General features: G+C 69.2%; 17 protein-coding genes. 8 read left to right on the top strand and 9 right to left on the bottom strand.

The window, feature by feature from the left end; all coding sequences use genetic code 11:
• Positions 1 to 6: 6 nt before the first annotated feature.
• The 5 genes from QIS99_RS30140 to eccCa form a co-directional block, all read right to left on the bottom strand.
• Entirely contained in the window at positions 7 to 522 is a 516-nt protein-coding gene (locus QIS99_RS30140) for a TadE/TadG family type IV pilus assembly protein (protein WP_282516907.1), read from the bottom strand.
• On the bottom strand, positions 519 to 2171 hold the full coding sequence (locus QIS99_RS30135) for an AAA family ATPase (protein ID WP_282516906.1): 1653 nt from the start codon (positions 2169 to 2171) through the stop codon (positions 519 to 521). Before QIS99_RS30135 ends, QIS99_RS30140 begins: the two co-directional genes overlap by 4 nt.
• 8 nt (positions 2172 to 2179) lie before the next feature.
• Positions 2180 to 2899 carry a Flp pilus assembly protein CpaB gene (gene cpaB, locus QIS99_RS30130; protein ID WP_282516905.1) on the bottom strand — a complete coding sequence of 240 codons (720 nt, stop codon included), beginning with the start codon at positions 2897 to 2899 and terminating at the stop codon, positions 2180 to 2182.
• A 116-nt stretch (positions 2900 to 3015) separates the two neighbouring features.
• Positions 3016 to 4047, bottom strand: coding sequence for a hypothetical protein (locus QIS99_RS30125; protein ID WP_282516904.1), 1032 nt, complete (start codon positions 4045 to 4047; stop codon positions 3016 to 3018).
• A 96-nt stretch (positions 4048 to 4143) separates the two neighbouring features.
• Entirely contained in the window at positions 4144 to 8094 is a 3951-nt protein-coding gene (eccCa, locus tag QIS99_RS30120) for a type VII secretion protein EccCa (protein WP_282516902.1), read from the bottom strand.
• Positions 8095 to 8288: 194 nt separating this feature from the next.
• On the opposite strand from eccCa, the gene eccD reads away from it, so the two are divergent.
• Complete coding sequence (gene eccD, locus QIS99_RS30115; RefSeq protein WP_282516901.1) at positions 8289 to 9791, top strand: type VII secretion integral membrane protein EccD; 1503 nt, start codon at positions 8289 to 8291, stop codon at positions 9789 to 9791.
• Positions 9792 to 9879: 88 nt separating this feature from the next.
• Here the strand turns inward: eccD and mycP (QIS99_RS30110) are convergent, their stop codons facing one another.
• On the bottom strand, positions 9880 to 11325 hold the full coding sequence (gene mycP, locus QIS99_RS30110) for a type VII secretion-associated serine protease mycosin (protein WP_282516900.1): 1446 nt from the start codon (positions 11323 to 11325) through the stop codon (positions 9880 to 9882).
• Between the two features lie 6 nt (positions 11326 to 11331).
• Positions 11332 to 12882, bottom strand: coding sequence for a type VII secretion protein EccB (eccB, locus tag QIS99_RS30105; protein ID WP_282516899.1), 1551 nt, complete (start codon positions 12880 to 12882; stop codon positions 11332 to 11334).
• Between the two features lie 251 nt (positions 12883 to 13133).
• On the opposite strand from eccB, the gene QIS99_RS30100 reads away from it, so the two are divergent.
• The 4 genes from QIS99_RS30100 (at position 13134) to QIS99_RS30085 (ending at position 17302) form a co-directional block, all read left to right on the top strand.
• Positions 13134 to 13556, top strand: a complete 423-nt coding sequence (locus tag QIS99_RS30100; protein WP_282516898.1) for a hypothetical protein — start codon at positions 13134 to 13136, stop codon at positions 13554 to 13556.
• Positions 13557 to 13562: 6 nt separating this feature from the next.
• Complete coding sequence (locus tag QIS99_RS30095) at positions 13563 to 15314, top strand: alpha/beta hydrolase (RefSeq protein WP_282516897.1); 1752 nt, start codon at positions 13563 to 13565, stop codon at positions 15312 to 15314.
• Positions 15311 to 15859 carry a hypothetical protein gene (locus QIS99_RS30090; RefSeq protein WP_282516896.1) on the top strand — a complete coding sequence of 183 codons (549 nt, stop codon included), beginning with the start codon at positions 15311 to 15313 and terminating at the stop codon, positions 15857 to 15859. The genes QIS99_RS30095 and QIS99_RS30090 overlap by 4 nt, the downstream gene beginning before the upstream one ends.
• Positions 15860 to 16831: 972 nt before the next feature.
• A complete protein-coding gene (locus tag QIS99_RS30085) occupies positions 16832 to 17302 on the top strand; it encodes a hypothetical protein (protein ID WP_282516895.1) in 471 nt (156 codons plus the stop codon).
• Positions 17303 to 17552: 250 nt separating this feature from the next.
• Here the strand turns inward: QIS99_RS30085 and QIS99_RS30080 are convergent, their stop codons facing one another.
• Positions 17553 to 17708: a hypothetical protein gene (locus QIS99_RS30080; RefSeq protein ID WP_282516894.1), complete on the bottom strand. Its 156-nt coding sequence runs from the start codon at positions 17706 to 17708 to the stop codon at positions 17553 to 17555.
• Positions 17709 to 18917: 1209 nt separating this feature from the next.
• Between QIS99_RS30080 and mycP (QIS99_RS30075) the strand changes: the two genes are divergently transcribed.
• The 3 genes from mycP (QIS99_RS30075) (at position 18918) to QIS99_RS30065 (ending at position 20907) form a co-directional block, all read left to right on the top strand.
• Complete coding sequence (gene mycP, locus QIS99_RS30075) at positions 18918 to 20138, top strand: type VII secretion-associated serine protease mycosin (protein WP_282516893.1); 1221 nt, start codon at positions 18918 to 18920, stop codon at positions 20136 to 20138.
• A 53-nt stretch (positions 20139 to 20191) separates the two neighbouring features.
• Positions 20192 to 20515 carry a WXG100 family type VII secretion target gene (locus tag QIS99_RS30070; RefSeq protein ID WP_282516892.1) on the top strand — a complete coding sequence of 108 codons (324 nt, stop codon included), beginning with the start codon at positions 20192 to 20194 and terminating at the stop codon, positions 20513 to 20515.
• 86 nt (positions 20516 to 20601) lie between these two features.
• Positions 20602 to 20907: a WXG100 family type VII secretion target gene (locus QIS99_RS30065; protein WP_282516891.1), complete on the top strand. Its 306-nt coding sequence runs from the start codon at positions 20602 to 20604 to the stop codon at positions 20905 to 20907.
• Positions 20908 to 21003: 96 nt separating this feature from the next.
• On the opposite strand, the gene QIS99_RS30060 is transcribed toward QIS99_RS30065, so the two are convergent.
• On the bottom strand, positions 21004 to 21362 hold a 359-nt coding region (locus QIS99_RS30060), incomplete at its 5' end, for a hypothetical protein (protein WP_282516890.1).

The raw sequence follows: 21362 nt of genomic DNA, 5'->3' as shown, positions 1-21362 counted from the left end.
TCCCTCTCAGTCCTCGTCGGCGGGCATGGTGACCGTGCGCGTCGCCGTCCAGCCCAGGTCGACGAACGGGACCAGGGTCGGGATGTCGACGGTGACCTCGGCGCGGACGAGCGCGGTCCCGCCGACGGCGACCTGCGGCTCGTACCAGGCGCTCATCGCGGCGTCCGCGGCACCCTGACCGGCGCCCGGCTCCAGGGACTCGGCGCGCGCGGCGGCCCGCGCCCCGGACCCGGCCTGCTGGAACGAGTAGCCGACCAGGCCGAGCTGGACCACGGCGAGCCCCACGAGCAGCAGGGTCGGCAGGAACCCGGTGAACTCCAGGAGGACGGAACCGCGGTCGTCGTACCGGGCACGGCCACGGCCGTCGTCGTACCGCGCACGGCAACGGCCGTCGTCGTACCGCGCACGGCAACGGCCGTCGTCGTACCGCGCACGGCAACGGCCGTCGTCGTACCGGGCACGGCCACGGCCGTCGTACCGCTCACGCTCACAGTCACGCGCACGGAATGTGGACGCCCTCATTCCGCCCCCGCCTCCCCGCCCTCCTGAACCGCCCCCGCGACCCCGCTCACGTGCCACCCCGCGTCGAAGCCGGGGAAGAACAGCGGCACGTCGACCTCCACATGCGCCTGGTACACGCCGCCCGAAGTGCCGCAGGACGGGGCGAAGCTCCCCTCCCAGGCGCTCGGCAGGTGGGCGCGGGCGGCCTCGGCACACGCACTCGCCGGGTCGTCCCCGCGTACGGCCGCGACCGCTCCGGCGCGGGCGCCCTCGTCCGCGGCGTTCCCGGCGAGGGACCAGGTGTAGCCGAAGAGGACGCACTGCCAGAGGATCGCGACGACGGCGAGGATCAGCGGGGCAAGACCGGCGAACTCCAGCGACGCGGCGCCGGTGTCGTCGGACATACGACGGCGGAAGGAGCCGAACGGGCCGAGCGCGCCGCGGTCGCCCTGGAAGCGGGTGAGGGCCTTGCGGGCGGGCGTGGGCGGGGTCTCGGCGGGGCCCGCGAGCAGGCCGAGTTCGGCGGCGAGGCCCCACAGGGCCTGCTTGACGGTGGAGCGGCTGTCCAGGTCCTGCATGCGGCCCGCGTCGACGGCGGCCTGGAGCTCCTTGTACTGGGAGGGGATCACCGTCTTCGCGACGCGGGTGCCGGTGATGCGCTCGACCAGGGGCGGCTGGATCTCGGTGAGCCGGGAGTTCCGGTTGACGACGGTGAGGGTCTCCTCGGCCTTGCGGATCTGCAGCCGGTCCCACATCCGCACCATCCGCTTCGCGGCCCGTACGGCGACGACGTCGGGGGTGACGACGAGCAGGGCCCGGTCGGCCAGTTCTACGGCGGCGGCGTTGGCGCCGTTCATCTGGGTGCCGCAGTCGACGATCACGACCTCGTACCTGCCCCGCAGGGCGCCGATCACCTGCCGGGCGACCCGGTCGGTGACCTCCTCGCCGCGTTCGCCCTCGGCCGGGGCGAGCAGCAGGCCGACGCCGGTGGGGTGGCTGAACACGGCGTCCTGCAGCACGCGCGTGCCGATGTCCCCGATCCCCGCGAGGTCGACGACCGAGCGCCGGAACTGCACGTCGAGATAGGAGGCGACGTCCCCCGACTGCAGGTCCAGGTCGAGCAGCGCGACGCTGCGGCCGGACGCGCGGGCGGCGAGGGCGAGCTGGACGGCGGTGAGGGTGGCGCCGACGCCGCCCTTGGCGCCGGTCACCGTGACGACGGTGCCGCCGGGGCCGCCGGACGCCTCCTGCCCTCCGGCGAGGTGGCGGCGTACGCCGTGCGACCAGGAGGCGGCGGACTGCACGCGGGCCGCCAACTCCTCGTACCCGAGCGGGAGTCCGACGAGGCCGCGGGCGCCCGCGTCCATGGCGGCGGAGAACAGCCCGGCGCTGGCGTCGGACGTGATGAGGACGACCCCGACCGCCGGGAAGCGGAGGGCGACCTCCCGGATCAGGTCGAGGGCGGGCACGGGCCCGATGCGCTCGTGGACCAGGACGACCTCCGGCAGCTCGTCGATCGACTCGGCGGCGAGCTGCGCGAGGGTGTCGAGCAGGGCGGTCGAGTCGGTGACGGGCAGCGCGGGCTCCGCGTCGGGGAGCTGGCCGATCAGGGACGTCAGGGAGCGCACGGCGTCCGCGTCGCCGATGGCCGGGAGGATTCTGGTGGTCACGGGTGCCCTCACTTGTCCTCGTCGAGGGTGTAGCTCCGGTCGTCGGCCGACGCGGGGGCTCCGGCGCCGCCGCCGAGGAGGGCGAGGCGTACGTGGGTGGCGAACGACTCGGCGTAGGCGACGCGTTGGGCGTCGGCGGTGTTCAGGGCGAAGGTGATCGGCACGGCCTCGGTCTCGTCGCGGCGCGTGCGGTCGTCGTCGCGGGGCTCCAGGGCGGTGAGCTTGCCGACGTCGACGACCTTGGCGTTCTCGACGATGAGCTTCGACTGGTCCTTCTGGTCCCGGCCGCCCTGCTGTTCGCCGTCGAAGGTGGCGAAGATGTTGACGGTCGCGCCCGGGGTGATCTTCCCGGCCACACCGGTCGCCGCGTCGATCATGATGGCGATCTCCTGCTCGCCCTCGCCGACGGCGGGCCGGTCCACGATCATGTCGCTCTGCAGCAGGGACCTGGCCTTGAGCTGGGTGACGGCGATCTTCCCGCGGATGTCGTCGAGGTCGGTGACCGCGTTCTCGGACAGCCACCGCTCGGGCATCTCGATCTTCTCGAACTGCCCCGCGCTGAGCGTCTTGTAGGGCGCTATGTCGGTCTTGAGGCGGTACGCGGTGACCTCGGGTCCCACCTTGGAGTTGACGTCGCGGATCACCGTGAACACCCCGGCGAAGGCGCCGAGGGCGCACAGGACCGACAGGAGCAGGAGTATGACGCCGCGGCGCTGGCGAGAGTTCATGGGGGCGAACTACCTCGATCGAGAACGGGTACGGGAACGGATACGGGAACGGGTACGGGAACGGATAACGGGCACGGGCACGGGAGGCGGGGGCGGGGGCGGGGCGGAGGGTTCGGTCAGGGGCCTATGGCCCTCCTCGACCGGTCGGGCCCGGGAGCCAGCACCCTGGCGGCCCCGGCGGCCCAAGCCCCGGCACCGGCCCCGGCCTCGGCCGCGGCCGCGAGTTCCCGCCCGGCTTCCTTGTGCGTACGGGTCCGCTGCTCGCGCGGCAGCAGCGGTGCGGCGCAGAATCCGCAGCGGTCCCCGATGAGGTCGAGCCCGCACCAGTGGCAGTCCTCGCGCCGGACGGACGACACCAGTTGGTAGAGCATCGTGATGTCGGGGATGGCCGCGGCGAACTCCACGAGCCTGCCGGTGGCCCACCAGCGCCCCGACTCGGCGGGCAGCGGCGCCTCGGCCACGCCCTGCACCTTCCAGGCGGGCGCGAGGTGGGCCGTGACCCAGTCGGAGTTCAGCTGGCCGCGGGCGATGAGGAGTTGCGTACCGAATCCGGGACCTTGGAACAGGTCGGGAGCGTGGCCGCCGGCGCCTGAGCTGACCTTGACCAGCTGCGGCTCGGGCGTGGCGAGTACGGCGAACTGGGAGCCGGGAACCCAGGACTTGGCGTGCGAGGTGAGGCTGACGGGCACCCGGTCGAGCTTGGCGACGGAGCCGAGGAGGGCGCCCGCGTAGATGTAGTGCGACAGGAGCCGGGCGGCGGAGGCGAGCACGCCGGGGCTGAAGTCGCAGAGCGCGAGCTGCCGAAGCTGCAGGGCGAGCATGGCGAGCCCGAGCGGCGGCAGGTCGAGCCGGAGCAGCGCGATCCGGTCGGACTCCAGGAGGGCCCGCGCGGTGTGCAGCCGGTGCACGGTCCGGTCGGCCAGCGAGGCGGGGTACAGGACGACGACGTACCCGTGCTGGTCGAGCAGGGCCTGCAGCTCGGCGAGCGTCCGCTCAAGCGGATGGTCCTTGCCGCCCGGCCCAAGCACGGCGGCGGGCGGCGTCTGCAGGTCGGGCGGCGGCAGCACGAGATCCGCACTGGTGACGGCTATCGCGGTCGGCACTTCCCCACACCCCCACACCCCGTTCTTCTCGGCAGATGCGGCCATCGCCCGCGTGTGCACCATATCCAGCGGAGCCCACCTTCAACACTGGGTCCGCTGCGGAGTGCGGATTCTTGGTGCGGCGCGTCCTCCCTGCCAGGGTCACCGCAGATCCGGCGTCCAGGCCAGCTGAACCAGCGGTGTCCCCCGCTTCCGGGACACGAAGTGCCCGCGCCCCTGCGGCATCGGCGTCGCCCTGACGCTGCCGAGGATGTCGCCTTCGTTCGGGTCGCCGGACAGCACCACGCCCTGGGCTCCGAGTTCCTTGATGCGCTGCATGAAGGACTCGTACATCGAGCGGGAGGCACCGGCGGTGCTGCGGGCGATGATGAAGCGGACGCCGACGTCGCGGGCGAAGGGAAGGTGGTCGACCATGACGGCGAGCGGGTTGTCGGCCTGGGTGGAGACGAGTTCGTAGTCGTCGATGACGACGAAGAGCTGGGCGCCGGTCCACCAGCTGCGGTCGCGGAGCTGCTGAGGGGTGACGTCGTCCGGGGGCTGGCGGCGCTCCATGAGCCGGGCGATGGCATCCATGTGCGTGCCGAGGGCGCTCGCCGTAGGCGCGTACTCAAGGAGGTGGGTGGACGGGACCACTTCCAGGAGTGAGCGGCGGTAGTCGCCGACCACGATCTTCGCCTGGTCCGGGGTGTAGCGCTCGCAGATCTTCTGGGTGAGGTGGCGCAGCAGGGCGGTCTTGCCTGATTCGCTCTCGCCGAAGACAAGGAAGAACGGGTCGGTGTCGAAGTTGACGTGGACCGGGGCGAGGTTCGTCTCGTCCAGGCCGATCGCCAGGCCGAGGTCCGTCGACTCGGAGCCCTTGGGCAACTGGTCCGCGGGGACCCTGCGGGGCAGGAGGCGGACCGTGGGCGCCGCCGGCCCGTTCCAGGCTTCGCGGACGGTCTGCACGAAGCGGGACGTGACCTCGGACAGGTCCTCGCCCGCCTGCACCTCGTCGATGCAGGGCAGGGCCGCCATGAAGTGGAGGTGGTCCGGCGTCTGGCCGCGGCCGGGCATGCCGACGGGGACGTTGGCGGCGACCTTGCGGTCGAACTCGGAGTCCATGGTGTCGCCGAGGCGCAGTTCGAGGCGGGCCAGGAGCTGGTCCTTGATGGCGGCGCGGATCTCCATGTGGCGGGAGGTGGTGACGACGATGTGGATGCCGTATCCGAGACCGCGGCCTGCGAGGTCCGCGACGACGCCTTCGAGGGCCTCGTAGTCGTTCTTGAAGGCGCCCCAGCCGTCGATGAGGAGGAAGACGTCGCCCCAGGCCTCGCCGGGGAGTTCGCCTGCCGCGCGCTTGCGGCGGTACGCGGCGATGGAGTCGATGGCGTGGGCGCGGAAGAACTCCTCGCGGCGGTTGAGGATTCCGGCGACCTCCGCGACCGTACGGCGTACGCGTTCGGGGTCGAGGCGTGAGGCGATCCCGCCGACGTGCGGGAGGTCCGCGAGGGCCGCCATGCCTCCGCCGCCGAAGTCGAGCCCGTAGAACTGGACTTCGTGCGGGCTGTGGGTGAGCGCGAAGGACGAGATGAGGGTGCGCAGAAGCGTGGACTTGCCGGACTGCGGGCCGCCGACGATCAGCATGTGGCCGGCCGCGCCGGAGAAGTTCTGCCGGAGGACTTCGCGTCGCTGCTCGAAGGGCTTGTCGATCAGGCCGAGCGGGGCGGTGAGCTGTCCGGTCACCAAGGGGTCGGTGGTGGTGTGGCCGCGCGCCGGGTTCGTGGTGAGCGGCGGCAGGAGTTGGGCGAGGGTTGCCGAGCGGTCCAGGGGCGGCAGCCAGACCTGGTGGGCGGGCGGTCCCTGGCCTTCGAGGCGGCGCACGATCACGTCGAGGACCGTGTCGGTCAGGGCATCGCTCTCCGTGGTGTCCGGGCGGACGGTCCGGGGGTCGTGCGGGGCGTATGTCGCGGGGACCGGCTCGGCGGTGAAGACGGCGGAGCGGCGTTCGATGGGCGCGTGCCCGTCGGCGACGGCCGGACCGCCGCTGCGGTAGGAGCCGGAGACGTACGCCGCCTTGAAACGCACCATCTCGTCGGTGCCGAACTTGAGGTAGCCGGAGCCGGGGACGGACGGCAGGTGGTACGCGTCGGGGACGCCGAGCGCCGCGCGGGACTCGGCGGCGGAGAAGGTGCGCAGGCCGATGCGGTACGAGAGATACGTGTCCAGGCCGCGGAGCTTGCCCTCCTCCAGGCGCTGCGAGGCGAGCAGCAGATGCACGCCGAGGGACCGGCCGATGCGGCCGATCTGGATGAACATCTCGATGAAGTCGGGCTTGGCGGTGAGGAGTTCGGAGAACTCGTCGATGACCAGGACGAGGGAGGCGAGGGGTTCGAGGGCCTGGCCTGCGGCGCGGGCCTTCTCGTAGTCGTGGAGGCTGGCGAAGTTGCCCGCGGAGCGCAGGAGTTCCTGTCGGCGCTGGAGTTCACCGCGGATGGCGTCGCCCATGCGGTCGACCAGAGTGAGGTCGTCGGCCAGGTTGGTGATCACCGCCGAGACGTGCGGGAGATCCGTCATACCCGCGAAGGTCGCGCCGCCCTTGAAGTCCGCCAGGACGAAGTTCAGCGTCTCGGAGGTGTGGGTGACCGCCAGGCCCAGGACCAGGGTGCGCAGCAGCTCGGACTTGCCGGATCCGGTGGCGCCGACGCACAGGCCGTGCGGGCCCATGCCGTCCTGGGCGGCCTCCTTGAGGTCCAGCATGACGGGCTCGCCGTCCTCGCCGACACCGATGGGCACGCGGAGGCGTTCGGCCGTCGACCGGGGGCGCCAGGTGCGGGTGACTTCGACGGTGGCCGCGTCGCCGAGGTCGAGCATGTCGGTGAAGTCGAGGTTGGCGAGCAGGGGTTCGTCGTCGTCCCCACCGATCCGGAGGGGCGCGAGCCGGCGGGCGAGGACGTCCGCCTCGATGAGGGACAGGGCGTCGGGGGCTCCCTCGTAGACGGTGTCGCCCTGGGCCTCCAGACGCAGCCTTCCGGGGTGGACTACGGCATTCAGGCCGCCGGGCGGCTCTTCCAGGTTGCCGTCGACCACGTCGACGACGGTGACGCCCTGCAGGCCCTCGGGGGCCGCGAGCAGCGACGTGGCGGGCATCATCGCCCCGTCGAGGACGATCACGATATGCGGCCGGTCGAGTACGGGCGGGGCCTCCCGGCTGAAACGGGGGCGGCCTTCGAGCCGTTCGTAGAGGAGCTGTTCGACTTCTTCGAGGTCGTCGCCGAAGAGCCGTTTCGTACCGGCTCCGTCGAGCTGTCCGGGAACCTGGGTGTGGGGCAGCCACTTCACCCATTCCCAGTCCTGTACGGCGCCCGGCTCGCTCACCACCGCGATCAGCAGGTCCTCCGGCGAGTGCAGCGTGGCCAGTTGGGCGACGAGGGCCCTGGCCGCCGACTGTGCGCTCGCGCCGTCACCGGAGAGGGTCAGGTGGTAAAAGGCGCGCATCGACAGGGCCACCGGCAGGCGCTCCACTGTGCCGTGCACGGCGAGGAACTGTTGCATGGCGCCGGCGCTGAGGGGCTCCAGCTCGTCCACCGGTGCGGTCTCCGGGGCGATCAGCGGGGTCGCGAGCTGCTGCGGGCCGACTCCGATGCGGGCCTGCGCGAAGTCCTTGTCCCCGACCCGGCGTTCCCAGGTCCGGGTCCCCTCGGCGACGACGGACCAGAGCTGGTCGGGGTCGGGGTGGACGTAGAGCTGGACGTTGCGCTGCGCCCGCTCCGTCTTGCGTACCGCGCGGCGCAGCTGGGCCAGGTACTTGAGGTAGTCGCGGCGGGCGTCGGCCATCTCGCCCTGGTTGCCGCGGCGGTAGCGGACGAACTGCGCGATCACCATCGCGAGGGTCGAGATCAGCATCAGCACACCCATGATGCGCATGAACGGATGCGCGCCCGGCATGAAGAAGAACACCACGGACGAGCCCATGCCGAGCATCGGAAGGAGCTGCATCAGCACGCCTTCCTGCTGCCCGCGCGGGAGTTCGGGCGGACTCTGCAGGACGAGTTCGTGCGCGGGCACCTCCGGCAGTGCCGCGCGCGGCGGCCGCTTGACGACGATCTGGCTCACCGGAAGTTCAGTCCCCCCATGCGGATGGTCCGTACGGAAGGCCACCTCATGGGCCGGCGCCCCCGTGACGACAGCCCCCTCCGCACGGGAGCGATCGTACGGGTAGAGCGCCACGCCGTCCCCGGTAGGGTTGCGCGCACCGCGCGTCACCAGGCACCACACGCGCCACGGTTGTTCAAGGGGGTTGGGGAGCATTGAGCACGACCACGGGGACGGGGTTTCGAAGGGTCCGGGTCGCCGCCCCGGACGGACGGGTCGACATCGCTCTCGCCGAGGATCTGCCCGTAGCCGAGATCTATCCGGAGCTGCTGCGGCTGACCGGCCAGACCCAGGCGGCGGGAACGCCGACGGGCTATCACTTGGTGCGTGGGGACGGCAGTCTGCTCGACCCCACTCTGTCCCTGTCGGCTCACCGCGTGGTCGACGGCGAACTGCTCACGCTGCGTCCGATGAGCCGCTCGCTGCCTCCGGCCGTCTTCGACTCCGTCTCCGATGCGGTGGCGTCCGCGGTCCGGCGGGAACGACGGCTGTGGAGCGAGGACCTGCTGCGCGGGGCCTCGCTGATCGGGTCCGTGCTGCTGCTGGCCCTGATGGGCTTCCTGCTGTGGTCGGCCGACCCGGTCCGGCACGACATGAACGGCCTGCCGGGTGTGGTGGCGGGTGCGGCGGGTGTCCTGCTCACCGCGTTCGCGGGGGCACGGGCTCGCGCGTACGAGGACCGGGCGGGGGCGGTCGCCTTCGGCCTGGCCGCCCTGCCGCTGCTGCTTCTTGCCGGCTCCGGGATCGTGGGGCCGGACGCGGGGGACGGGCCCGGGCGGTTGCAGTTCCTGCTCGGGTGCGTGTGTGCGCTGGTGGCTTCCGCCGTGCTGCTCGCGCTGAGCCCCGGCGGTTCGGCGCCCTTCGTCGGCGCGGTGTTCGTGACGGCGGCGGGCACGCTCGCGTCGTTCGTCGCGATCCTCACCGAGGCTTCGGCGACGTCCACGGCAGCGGTCTGCGTACCGGTCGCAGTCGGCCTGATCGCCTTCCTGCCCGGCCTCTCCTCCCGCTTCGCGCGGCTCCCGATCGGATACGTCGCGCCGCGCAGCGCCGTCGACCTGTTCGGGGCCGATCCCGACCCGGCGGATGCGCGGCAGGCCCAGGTGACGGGCGAGGTCCACCCGGTCGGGACTCCGGTGGACGCCGACCGGATCGCCCTGCGGGCCCGCCGCAGCCATGAGTTGCTGCTCGGCCTGGTCGGCGGCTGCGCGGTCGTGGTCGCGGTGGCGGCCGGTGTGCTCGGGTTCTCCGACAGCGTGTGGGCGCAGTTCCTGGCCCTCGCCGCGGGACTCTCCATGCTGCTGCGGGCCCGGCTGTTCCGGTACACGGCACAGGTGGCCTCGGCGCTCCTGGCCGGGCTGGCGTCGATCGGCCTGCTGCTGGCGGGGCTGGCGCACAACCCTCCGGCGGACCTGCTGAACGAGCTGCTGCGCTACGGCGACCGGACCGGCCTCGATGTCCGGGCCCTGTGGTTGTTCTCCCTGGCCGCGGCCGGAGTTGCCCTGTTCACGGCGATCGGTCTCGTCGTCCCGAAGAGGGGGCTGACGCCGTTCTGGGGACGCTTCCTCGACCTGGCGGAGACCGCGGTGCTGCTGTCGCTGGTTCCGCTCTGCCTGGCGACGCTGGAGCTGTTCGAGGCGGCTCGGTCGGTCACCAGCTGAGCGGCGCGCAGCGGGGGCGGCAGCGCCCCGCCCGCGCACGCCTTGCGCGCCACCGGAACCGGTCGGCTCGACCTGCGCCGATCCCGGGTCATCGCCCCGGTCGTCGGCGTCGTACGTCCCGCGCCACCACGGCCGCCCCCGCGACCAGCACGATGAGCACCACCGCGGCGCCGACCCCGTACGTCGCGTACCGCTCGTCGCGCTCCTGGGGTGTCTCGCCCAAGGCCAGCCGGGCGGGCTCGGGGGCCTCGGCCGCCGAGGGGCCGGGGTCCGGGTGCGGGGTGCTGCGGGGCGTCTCGTCCTCGGTCAGGGCGCGGACGGGGTCCACCACGCCCCAGCCCACGAAGTCGTCACGGCCGTTGACGCTGCGCTCGGCGGTCTGCTTGATCCGGGTGGTGATCTGCGCGGCGGTCCACCTCGGGTGCTCGGCACGCAGGAGCGCGGCCACCGCGGCGACGTACGGGGCGGAGAAGCTGGTGCCGTTGTCGGAGCACTGGCCGCCGCCGGGCACCGTGGAGACGATGTCGACGCCGGGCGCCGCGACACCGACGAAGCCGCCGGGCTGGGAGAAGGCCGCCCGCTCGTTGTTGCGGTCGGACGCGGCGACGGCCAGGACGCCGTCGAAGGCGGCGGGGTAGGTCTTCTTCGCCTTGCCGTCGAGGCCGTCGTTGCCCGCGGAGGCCACCACGACGATCTCGCGGTCGAGTGCCCTGCGTACCGCCCGTGCCAGCGCCGAGTCCGGGCCGAGGGGCTTCTCCGTGTCCTGGGAGATGTTGATGACGTCGGCGTCTTCGGCGATCGCGTGGTCGATCGCCTGGGCCATGGTGGTGTCTTTGCCGCTGTTCTTCTCGTCGTTCTGCCGGATCGGAATGATCGTGGCCTCGGGGGCGAGCCCGACGAACCCGGTGCCCTCGCGCGGGCGCGCGGCGATGATGCCGGCGACCTTGGTGCCGTGACCGACCTCGTCGACCGTTCCGTCCGTCTTCCCGCCCTTGAGGAAGTCCTCGCCCGCCGAGGCGTCGACGGCCGGCTTGAGCTGCGGGTTGGTGTTGTCCACGCCGGTGTCGATGACCGCGACCCGGACGCCCTTGCCCTTCGTCTCACGCCACAACTCGTCCAGCAGTACGCGCTGCAGGGACCACGGGATGCCCTCGTACTGCTTCTCCATCGGGAAGGTGCACTGGCCCGTTCCGGCGATGGCCGTGGTCGTGCCGGTGCCGGTGGCGGTTCCGGTGCCGGTGCCGGTGGCGGTTCCGGTGCCGGTGGCGGTTCCGGTGCCGGTGCCGGTTCCGGTGCCGGTGCCGGTGGCGGTTCCGGTGCCGGTGGCGGTTCCGGTGCCGGTGGCGGTTCCGGTTCCGGTTCCGGTTCCGGTTCCGGTTCCGGTTCCGGTTCCGGTTCCGCCACTGTGGCTTCCGGGTTCGGTGGCGTACGCGGTCGGTGCCGTGCCTGTCACGGCGATGGCCCCGAGGAGCACACCGATCGCCGTCGTACGCCGGACACGTACGGGCCGTCGTCGTGCGGTGCGTCGTCCCACGGTCCCTCACGAACCCTGCGGCTGGCGGGCGCTGTTGGTGTCGAGGCGTGGCCCCTTGGCGAGGAACTCCGACCAGGCGTACGGAACCACAGCCGGCGTGACGTCTCCGTAGCCGAGCCGGATCTGGGCCTGGCTCGGTTCGGGGCGCCCGTCGTCCGTCTTGCCCTGCCCCCCGGAGCCGATGTCCGAACGGTCGGCGTCACTGTCGCCGTTGGTCTGCACCGCGTACCGCAGGCCGGTGTCCGTCACCAGGAACAGCGAACCGTCGGGACGCGTCTGCTTGCCCCTGACCTGGGTGTAGAGGAGACCGGAGCCGGGCGTCACGTACGAACTCGTGCCGCCCGCGGTGAGTTCGGCGGGGTAGTCCTCGCCCGCCCAAGTGGACAGCGTCGTCGCGCCCTCGTCGCCGGCCTTGCGGAGCACGCTGCACACCGTGTCCCGGTCACTGCCCGCCCCCGCGGCCGAGTTGACCTGGGCGGTCCTGTCCTCGGGCCAGTCGTACCGCGCCCCGAAGACTCCGGACGCGGGCGTGAACGACTGGGCGTCGACCCGGCTCGCCCGGCCTCCCATGTCGAGGTCGTCGGTCTGCGGCGAGTTGATCAGCAGCCAGGCGGTGAAGTCGGAGACCGGCTGGACCTTGCCGCCGTCGAGGACGACGTAGTGCTGCGGGCCGTCGCCGGTCTGCGCCTTGAGGACCATGCCGACACGGTTCTCGTCCTCGGACAGGCCGCCGTCGGCGTTCGCCCGAGCACCTATGTCGCCGGGAATCCGCGGGAAGTCGATGGGGCTGCCCTCGTGCAGGGTGGCCAGCCACTCGTCGGACACCTGCTGCGGCTCCTTGTTCAGGCCGACCAGCGTGGTCGCCAGCAGGTCTTTGGCCCGGCCGGCAACGGGGTACTTCTTCCCCTCTGCGTCGACCAGGTAGCGCTTGCCGTGCTTGTCGTTCACGTAGAGGACCTGGCCGCCGCTGAGGCGCTTCTTGCCCTCGGTCCGGCGCAGATCCCGTTGGGCGAACACGAAGGTCGCCTGCTGCACGGCGTCGCCCTTGCCCCCGCCGGGCTGCTGGCACACCGCCCACCGTTTGGCCTTGCCGGCCTCTTCGGGCTTGGGCAGACGGTCGGGCGCGTACGGGATGCCGAGGATCGGGCCGAGGGGCGGCTTGCCCGCGTCCAGGATCTCGTCGCTGACCTGGATCACGTCGTACTGCTTCGGGGTGAGCAGCAGACGCGCGGACGCCAGGTTCATCACCGGGTGCAGGAGGGTCTTCTTGTCCTTGCCCTTCCCGGTGTCCAGGACGACGTACCGGGTGGTCGACTCCTTGGCGACGATGACCTTGGCGCCCGGGGTGTCCCACCCCTTGGGGGCCTTCGGCTTGAACATGCCCCAGGCCCCGAAGCCGGCCAGGATCAGCGCCCCGATGACGAGCCCCGGGACCACGGCGCGAAGGGGCCGCGGGGCGTTCTCCTCGGTGCCGGTCCCCGTGGGTTCCAGCAGCGAGGACACCACCACCTTCTTCGCGAAGGTGTACGCGTTGAGCTCGTCCCGCCGCGACGCCATGAGTCCCTTGCTCCTCCCCCGAGGGCCCGCCCTCATCGGTCACACGGGCCCCGCTACTGGGCATTCGCCCCGCCCTACTATGCCTGCCGTTGATGTGAGGTCGTCAATCAGGACCGGGGTCCGGGGACGCCGCCGCGCGGCGCGCGACCGGAATCTGAGTACCCGTACTCACGTACGTGCCCGGCGCCTTCAGTACGCTCGCGCCGGGACGCACAGGGCCAGTTGAAGAGCGAGTCGAGACGGGGGATTGCGTGGGCTGGGACGAGTGGGAGCAGATCAAGTCCGAAGTACGGTCCGATCAGGACAGCCACATGCAGCTCGCCGGCACCGGTGGCGGGTCGGCGTCCGGGGAGCTCAAGCACAGCAACGCCCCCTGGACCTCCGGCGCGGCCGTCCTGGAGGCGCTGCGGATCGACCTCAGCACGTCGATGCCCCGCCTGGAGGAGGCGCACGCCGGACTGTCCACGGGCGCGGAAGGACTCGCGTCAACGGCGGCTGTGGACGCGGTGCTCCACTCCTGGCAGCAGCGGCTGAAAGGCGTACGCGATGAGTGCGGCCACCTGCAGGAGGCGCTGCGCGAGGTCGCGCGGGCGCAGACCAGCAACGACCTGAAGGTGAAGTCCGCGTTCTCCCGGGTGCTGCCTGGCTCGGGCGACGAGACGGGCGGGAGGTGACGGGCTGTGGTCTCCCTGTCGGAACTCCGGGACCTTGAGATCCGCGAGCTCGCAGAAGCCGCGCGCGGCTGGGGCGACATCAGCAATCGCGCCTACGCGGCCCGCGACAAGGTCAAGGACGACATCGCCAAGAACCTGGACGCCACCCAGGAAGGGCTGGCCTCCATGGCCGCGATCGCCCGGCTCGGGCGCCTCATCCGGAACTACCAGTACATCCACGTCGAATGCGGCCTGATCCAGGCTTCCTTGAACGGCCTTGCACAGGAGCTGGCCGCCCCGCAGAAGAGGCTCGTACAGGCTCTGGCCGACGCGGCATCCCGAGGCTTCAAGGTCCACGACGACGGCTCGGTGAGCTATCCCGCAGCAGGAGAGGCAACCAACGGCCGTCAGCCGGTGGGCGACACAGCCACCGGGTCCAGCGGCCTCCTCGGCCGGGGCCTCAGCAGCGCGGTCAGCGGGCTCAACCCCAACCCCAACGCGGCACCCGCACAGAACATCGCGAACGAGATCGCCACGGCGCTGAGCCACGCCGCTGAGGTCGACACCCAGTACTCCACGGCGCTGCGCCGCCTCAAGGCGGAACCGGGCCTGGACGTCACCAGCGCTACGTGGGGCGACGTGAGCGGGGACTCCGCGGCCGTGCACCGGGCGGCCGACGATGCGCTGAAGTCCGCCATCCCCACGGGCGAATCGCCGACCGAGCGACGGCAGTGGTGGGAAGGACTCAGCAGCGCGGACCGCGCCACGTACATGGCCCTCTACCCCGAGACCATCGGAAACCTCGACGGCATCCCCGCCACAGCCCGGGACGAGGCCAACAGGACCTACCTCCCGCAGCTCATGGGCAAGTTGGAACTGCAGGGCGACGAGGACTCCAGAACCAAACTCGACGGCCTGCGCGTCATCCAGGACAAGCTCAACTCGACCTCCCAGCCTCCGATGTTCCTGCTGGGCATCGGCGACGAGGGCAACGGGCGCGCGATCGTGGCTTACGGGAATCCGGACACGTCGAAGAACGTGTCTGCTTACATTCCTGGTTTGGGGACCAATCTTGACGAGGATTTCGCCAACAATGATTTGAAGCGGGCACGCGATACTGCGGCTCTGGCTCAGGAGGTCAATCCGTCGAGCGCATCCATCGTGTGGCTCGGCTACGACGCACCACAGAGTGCAGACGTCATGTCTGCGGGTGACGCTGAACGTGGCGCCCCGGCGTACAACAGCTTCATGGCCGGTCTCTCGGCCACCAACGAGAACTCCGACCCCCACGTCACCGCCATCGGGCACTCCTACGGATCACGCACACTGGGCGCTGCCACCCAGCAACCCGGAGGGATTCCCGGCGCCGATGACATCATTCTGGTCGGCAGCCCAGCCACCGGCGCGGACCACGCAGAGGAGCTTGGCGTGGGCAAGGAGCACGTATGGGTCGGCGCAGCCAAGAACGACGTCGTGACCAAGCTTCCTGCACCAGATGAGCTGGCCTTCGGACTCCCGGGAGTGCTCGCGGCCTACAACGGACTTGGCGACGACCTGTGGTTCGGCAGAGACCCCGCCAGCGAGGAATTCGGCGCAAATCGATTCCGCACCGATGATGGGCCCAGCCTGTTCGTTGACGCGTGGCTCGATGGGAAACTCATTGACCCTGAGGCGCATTCGAATTACTTCGATCCCGACAAAGATCAACTGTCGGCCGAAAATATCGCGGCCATTGTGGCCGGTGAACCTGGGAAGGTAATTCCGGAGGCTAGAAGGTGAAGATGCGCCTCGGATTTATGGTGGCTCTGCTGATCACGACTACAACTGCGTGCAGCATCACCAATAGATCAGACACCGACGAGGGAAGCACATCAGAGATGAACTTGCAGGAGGCGGCAGACACTGCAGACGCCATTCTCGACGACACGTTTGCAGCCATCGATCCACCCGTCGAATGGACACACAATGAGACAATGGCGGGCGAATGCTCTACGGAGCGAAGCCGCTCCGTCATGACCGTCATCTCCCGCGACAAACAACGAGAATTCATGACGACCGTTGAAAAACACTGGAAGGCCCAAGGGTTCAAGTACAGGGCCTCAAGCAGAGACGGGGAAGCTGTCTACTACTGGACGCCGGACAAGTTCCAGGTGCGCCTCAAGTTTGGCTGGAAGAATCAGGCACACTTCGAAGTGGTCACCCCATGTGTCAAGAAGACACCCGTAACACATCCGACCAGCAGGTACGACAGCCTCGACTACCACGGCAAGGAACGGCCAGCCCCGAACCGGCACTCGGACTACTGGTCGTCCGACAAGGGATAGGACGAGCTGCGAGCCGGCCCTGCCCGCCGCACCGCATTTTTCGACAGAGTCGGCACGCCCGCAAGCAGCCTGCCGGGCATCACGGGGAGGTACGGAGATGTCGAATTGTACGACTAAGAGAACGGGAGCTTTGACAGCCGCAGCAGCTTGCCTCATCACCACCTTGGGGTGCTCTGCAGCGAGCAACACAAATGCCCTGGGCCACACGGCGGAGATTCGCACCACTTCAAGTGTCACGAAGGAGATCGAATCTTTGTCCAGGGAGGTTTTCGACCTACTTTCCGTGAAAGGTCGAACAACTGAGCCAGGACCCATGTCTGCACCATGCAGGGCCTCTGACTCCGGCGAGGGCGAGCGCTCCAGGGTGACACACCCCTGGTCTCTTTACGGAGTAAGCAATGAACAGCTTGAGAAAGGCATGCGCAATCTGGCTGAGAAACTCCCAGGCCGCGGATGGAATATCGAGAAGGATGGGCCAGACAAAAGCAAGAATCGCAATCGCGAGATCCATGCAGTCCATGTGAAGACTCGCACCCAGCTTGAAGCCACCTGGATGAAAGGCGCTGACGGCCACGAGCCACTGATTGCAGTTACCTTGTATTCGAAATGCTTCCAAGAGAAGTGATCTCGCGCGCCCGGGCTGCGGCGAGGGCGCGTGGCTCATCGCGGTCGGCGATTTCATCCCATTTTTCGCGAAGCGCTGCACCTGAACGGCCGACCCGAATGCCGCTCCACGTACGAGCGATCCGGAGGCGAGGTGGCCGCTTCCGCACGGCAGTGAAGGGTGGCCGAGAATCATCTGAGTACGGGTACTCAGGATCGGAGCCCGGCTGATCGCTACGCTGCTGTTCCACGGCATGTGGGACGTGGGGCGATCGAAGCGAGCCTCACCCTCCGCGGCTTGGGTCTTTGCGTAAAATCACTGTTGTGACGGCCGGGCTGCGTCGATAGCGTTGCCGAGACTTAACTAGCGTGGTAACGGGGGCTGTTGTGACTGGGCGGGGGAACGGCAAGGATCTTGCCGTCGACAGCGTTGACCTGGAGACCTTCAAGAAGCGGATCGATCTGCTCCTGGAGCGCCTGAACGGATCGCCGGCGCAGCACAACAAGATCGGCGAACAGACCATCACCAACGCCTCGTTCGGAACGGGGTTCGCGGCTGCGGACGACTTGGCCAAGGGGTACGAAAAGGTTCGTTCCCGACTTGAGCGGCTGAGTCGGATCTTCGGGGAGCAGATCGAGGGCATGGGGATCGTGGTGCAGATCTCAGGCAAGGGCTACGACTCCGTCGACGCCGAACAAGCGGAGCGGTACCAGGCGATCCGTCAACGCGCCGAGAAGTACTACCAGGAGCCCGCGACGGCCACGGATCACGGTACTGATGCACCGGCGCAGGACACCAGCAGCGGTGCTGACGGCGCCACTTCCGGCACGTTCAGCTAACGGGGGACCAGATGGCAGGGGACAACTTCGAAGGGCGCTCGCTGGACGAGCTGCACGCCATGGTGGCGTCCGCCAGTCCCGGACACTTGAGCAGCGCGGCCGAGGCGCTGGGAGCGGCTGCTCCGGAGATCGAGGCGATCGCTCGGGACCTGCGCGCCTACGTCGGCCGGGTCGAGTGGGAAGGTCAGGCCGGCGAGACCTTCCGAGAGTGGGGGCGGGGCATGTCCTCCGAAACCCTCAAGCTCTCCGACTACGCGGCGACCGTCAGCAGCGAGATGCAGAACGCCGGCCAGGCGCTGAGTACGGCAAAGGCCGCGGTTCCGAAACCGGACACCACGACGTACGCGGATCCGGAGAAGGAGAAGAAGCGGAAGGCCGAGGAGGAGCCGAAGCGGCAGGAGGCCATCAACCAACTGCACCGGCTCTCTTCGTACTACAACTCCTCGAACGAACGGATGCAGGCGCAGACTGAGCCGAACTTCGAGCCGCTGCCGGGTAGTCCTCGACTGGATGAGCAGCCGTACGGTTCCGAGAGCAAGAACCTTGGTGTCACAAGCACCGGACCTGGCAGAGCGGTTGGCAGCTCCGAATCTTCGGGTTCAGTACAGGCGAGTGGCACACCCAGTTCAAGCTCACCAAAGCCTGCTCCTACCGACGATCCAGTCAGCACAGGGCTCGACTCCGTGACGACAGCACCACCTCCACCGGCCGCACCGACTCAGCCCAACACCCCGAGCACCGGCAGTCCCGCCCAGCAGCCCACAGGACCCGGTGGGCCGGCTCTCATCCCATCACCCGGCCCGTCGGCTGGAAGGTCGAGCGCTACGCCTCAGGCGCCTCGGGGCACAACCGCACCAGTTCGCCCGGGGATTCCGTCGGCGAGCGCACCGACCACCAGCCCGCACGGCGGGAATGCCACAGGGCGACCGACAGCGGGCACCGGCAGAGTCGGAGTGCCGCGAGCCCCACTGGGCACTGTCATTGGGGAAGGAACACCGCTTGCGCGTGGGCCGGTAGGCGCTCCCAGTGCTGTGCCACCGCCCCCCGCCCAGACCGGGCGCGGCGTCGGGCGAGGGCTCGCTACGCAACCTGGGGGCCCGGTGGGACCCCGCCTGCCCGGCACTGTCATCGGTGAGGGGCCTACACCTGGTCGTGCTGTGACAGCCGGACCGGGCCCAGTTCCGGGGACTCCGCCACCCTCCCGCAGCGCGCCGGGCGGCGGGCGCATGGCCACAGAACCTGGTGGCCCTGTGGGGGCGCAGGCCCCCAGAAACGGTGTCATCGGTTCTTCGGCCGGTGTCGGCCGACCCGTCACCGGTGCTGGTGCCGGTCCTGTCGGATCTGACGCTCCGGGAACGAGATCTCCATCCACCAGCAGGCGGCTCGCATCCGAACCAGGCGGTGTTGTGGGAACAACTCGGACGTCAGCACGTTCACACGGGCAGTTCGATCCGGCTGGCACGAGCCCCGTGGGTTCGGCCAACACCGCTTCCACGCAAGATCGGCGCCCTTCTACCGATTCTCGCCCTGACTACCTGGTCGAAGACGAAGAGACCTGGTCGACTGGACGGCACAGGGCTGTCCCACCTGTCATCGAGTAGGAGCGCCGCAACCCATGTTCCAATCCGTACACCGCAGGGCATGGCGCCGCGTCATGCCTCGCGCGGGTGCGCTGGCCCTCACGCTCGTCGGAGGCTTGGCTCCCACGGCGGATGCAGACGACATCCGCTCCAGGCAGTGGTACCTCGACGCCATGCGTGCCGACGACTTGTGGGAGGTCAGCACCGGCAAGGGCGTGACGGTGGCCGTCGTCGATACGGGCGTGAACCCTGATGCCGCGGAGATCCGCGGGCGCGTCTTGAAGGGGAAGGACTTCTACAGCCCGAATCCAGATCCATGGAATGACACAGACGGCCACGGGACCAACATGGCCATCACCATCGCAGGCCGGAGCTCTCAGGGGGGCCTCAAAGGGCTTGCGCCTGACGTGAAGATCCTCCCAGTCAAGGCTCTGAAGGAGGAGGCGTCATTCGGTGCTCTGGAGGCTGCAGCCAAAGGGATCCGATACGCGGCGGACACTGATGCCCAGATCATCAATGCGTCGTTGGGGAGCGCGCCTTCTGCCAAGGCCCAAAAAGCAGTGGACAGCGCAGTCAAGTACGCTTTGAAGAAAGGCAAGTTGGTCTTCGCTGCTACCGGAAACGATGGCCAGGCAGGCGTCGAGTACCCGGCTGCTGCGCCAGGTGTCATCGCGGTGGGATCCGTTGGATCGACAGGGAAGATCTCCAAGTTCTCCGACTACGGCGAACAAGTTGCACTGGCCGCCCCGGGCGAAGACATCCCAGTCCACTGCACACAGACCGAGGGATACTGCAGGGGAGACGGCACGAGTGCTTCCACCGCCCTGGCCTCCGCCTCAGCAGCCCTGATCTGGTCCAAGCACCCCGACTGGACCAACAACCAGGTCCTCCGCGTCATGATGCAGACCGCCGGCCACAACGGCCCGGTTCCCAGCGACTACATCGGATACGGCATCGTCCGTCCCGCCAAGGTGCTGCTCGAAGGCAAGGGTGACCCCGGCGATCCGGACGTCAATCCGTTGCTCGCCGCGCGGCAGAAGGAGTCGCCGGCGCCATCGACCTCCCCCTCTCCCGCGAACAAGGGGGACAGCAAGAAGAACAAGGACGACGACCAGAGTCAGCCGCGGCAGCAGAACGCCGCGGCCGAGTCCGACGGGGGCGGAACCCTCTGGATCGTCGCAGGCGGGGTCGCCGCGGCCGTTGCAGTCGTAGGTGCCGCGCTCGCAGTCCGCGCACGTAAAAGGCGGGCAGCGTAACCGAATTCGGATCGGTACGTGAACTCGTCACATGTATGAGAGAGGGAGAAAGCGTGAGCACTTCCACCGGGGGTACGAGTCTTGGCTACACCGAGGTAGCCAAGGCCAAGACCGCGATCGATGAGACCGTCGGCTCGATGGACGCCCAGATCAAGACACTCGTCGACATCATCGGCACGGTCAGCGCGTCCTGGAGCGGCCAGGGCGCCGCACAGTTCAAGAAGGCCCAGGACGACCTGAAGAACGACCACCAGGAAATCCTGCGCAGGCTGCGGATTCTCCACGAGGCCGTGGGCGAGACGAAGAATCTCAGCGAGGCCAATGACCTCGAAGTCCAGGCCGTGTTCCGAGGCGTCTCGGGCATCGACAACATGTGATTGCCCGCAAGCCGCCACGAAGGGCCACGAAGGGCCACGAACCTACTTCGCGCCCCAATCCCACATAGGTCAAGGGAGAATCCATCATGAGCGACGCCGCAGGTCTCAGGGTCCGGTACGACAACGTCCAGACGATCGCCGACACCGTCAGGAAGATCTCCAGGCAGATCAGGCTGGACATCGACCGCATGGACGACGCGGTCAAGGTCGTCGCGGACACCTGGGACGGCGAGGCACACGGCGTGTACCTCGACGTTCAGCGCGCGTACAAGGCACGCGCCGACCACATGCACCAGACCCTTGAAGAGGTCGCCCGCCTCATCGAAATGGGCAAGGACAGCTACGCCGGCACGGACCGCAAGAACGCGTCCCTCATCGAGCAGGCCCGCTGAGCCTGGCCCGCCGGAGCACGGAGTCACGGGGCGGGAAACGCCGCAAGCGGCGTGACCCGCCCCCGCGCACCAGGACAACGTCCGCTCACTGAGGGCTCAGCCACTCACCCCGGCCCTGAGGGATTGGCCACTCTGGCGTCGCAGGAAGCTCTTCAGCACCAGTTGACGCTCCCCCGCCGAGGCGTATCCGTGACAGCAGAGATGCTGGTTGACGAGAAGCAGGTCGCCTACACCGGTTGGGAAGGGCACGAATCGCCCGCCCACAAGGTCATGGAGACGCCAAGTGATCCCCTCTACCGAGGGTTTCAGCGCATGTTCGCATCGGTGGTCGACACCGGGCGCCGTACCGTCTGAGCGGAGGATCGCGAGTTGATTGAGGCCGAGCTGAAGGCGCGGGTCCACGACCCCGAGCACGTGATGGCGCGTCTCGACCTGATGGCGGAGGTTCAGGTCGA

This window comes from Streptomyces solicavernae (genome assembly GCF_029968095.1).
Classification (GTDB): Bacteria; Actinomycetota; Actinomycetes; order Streptomycetales; family Streptomycetaceae; genus Streptomyces; species Streptomyces solicavernae.
This window is presented reverse-complemented; position numbering and strand designations above follow the sequence as displayed.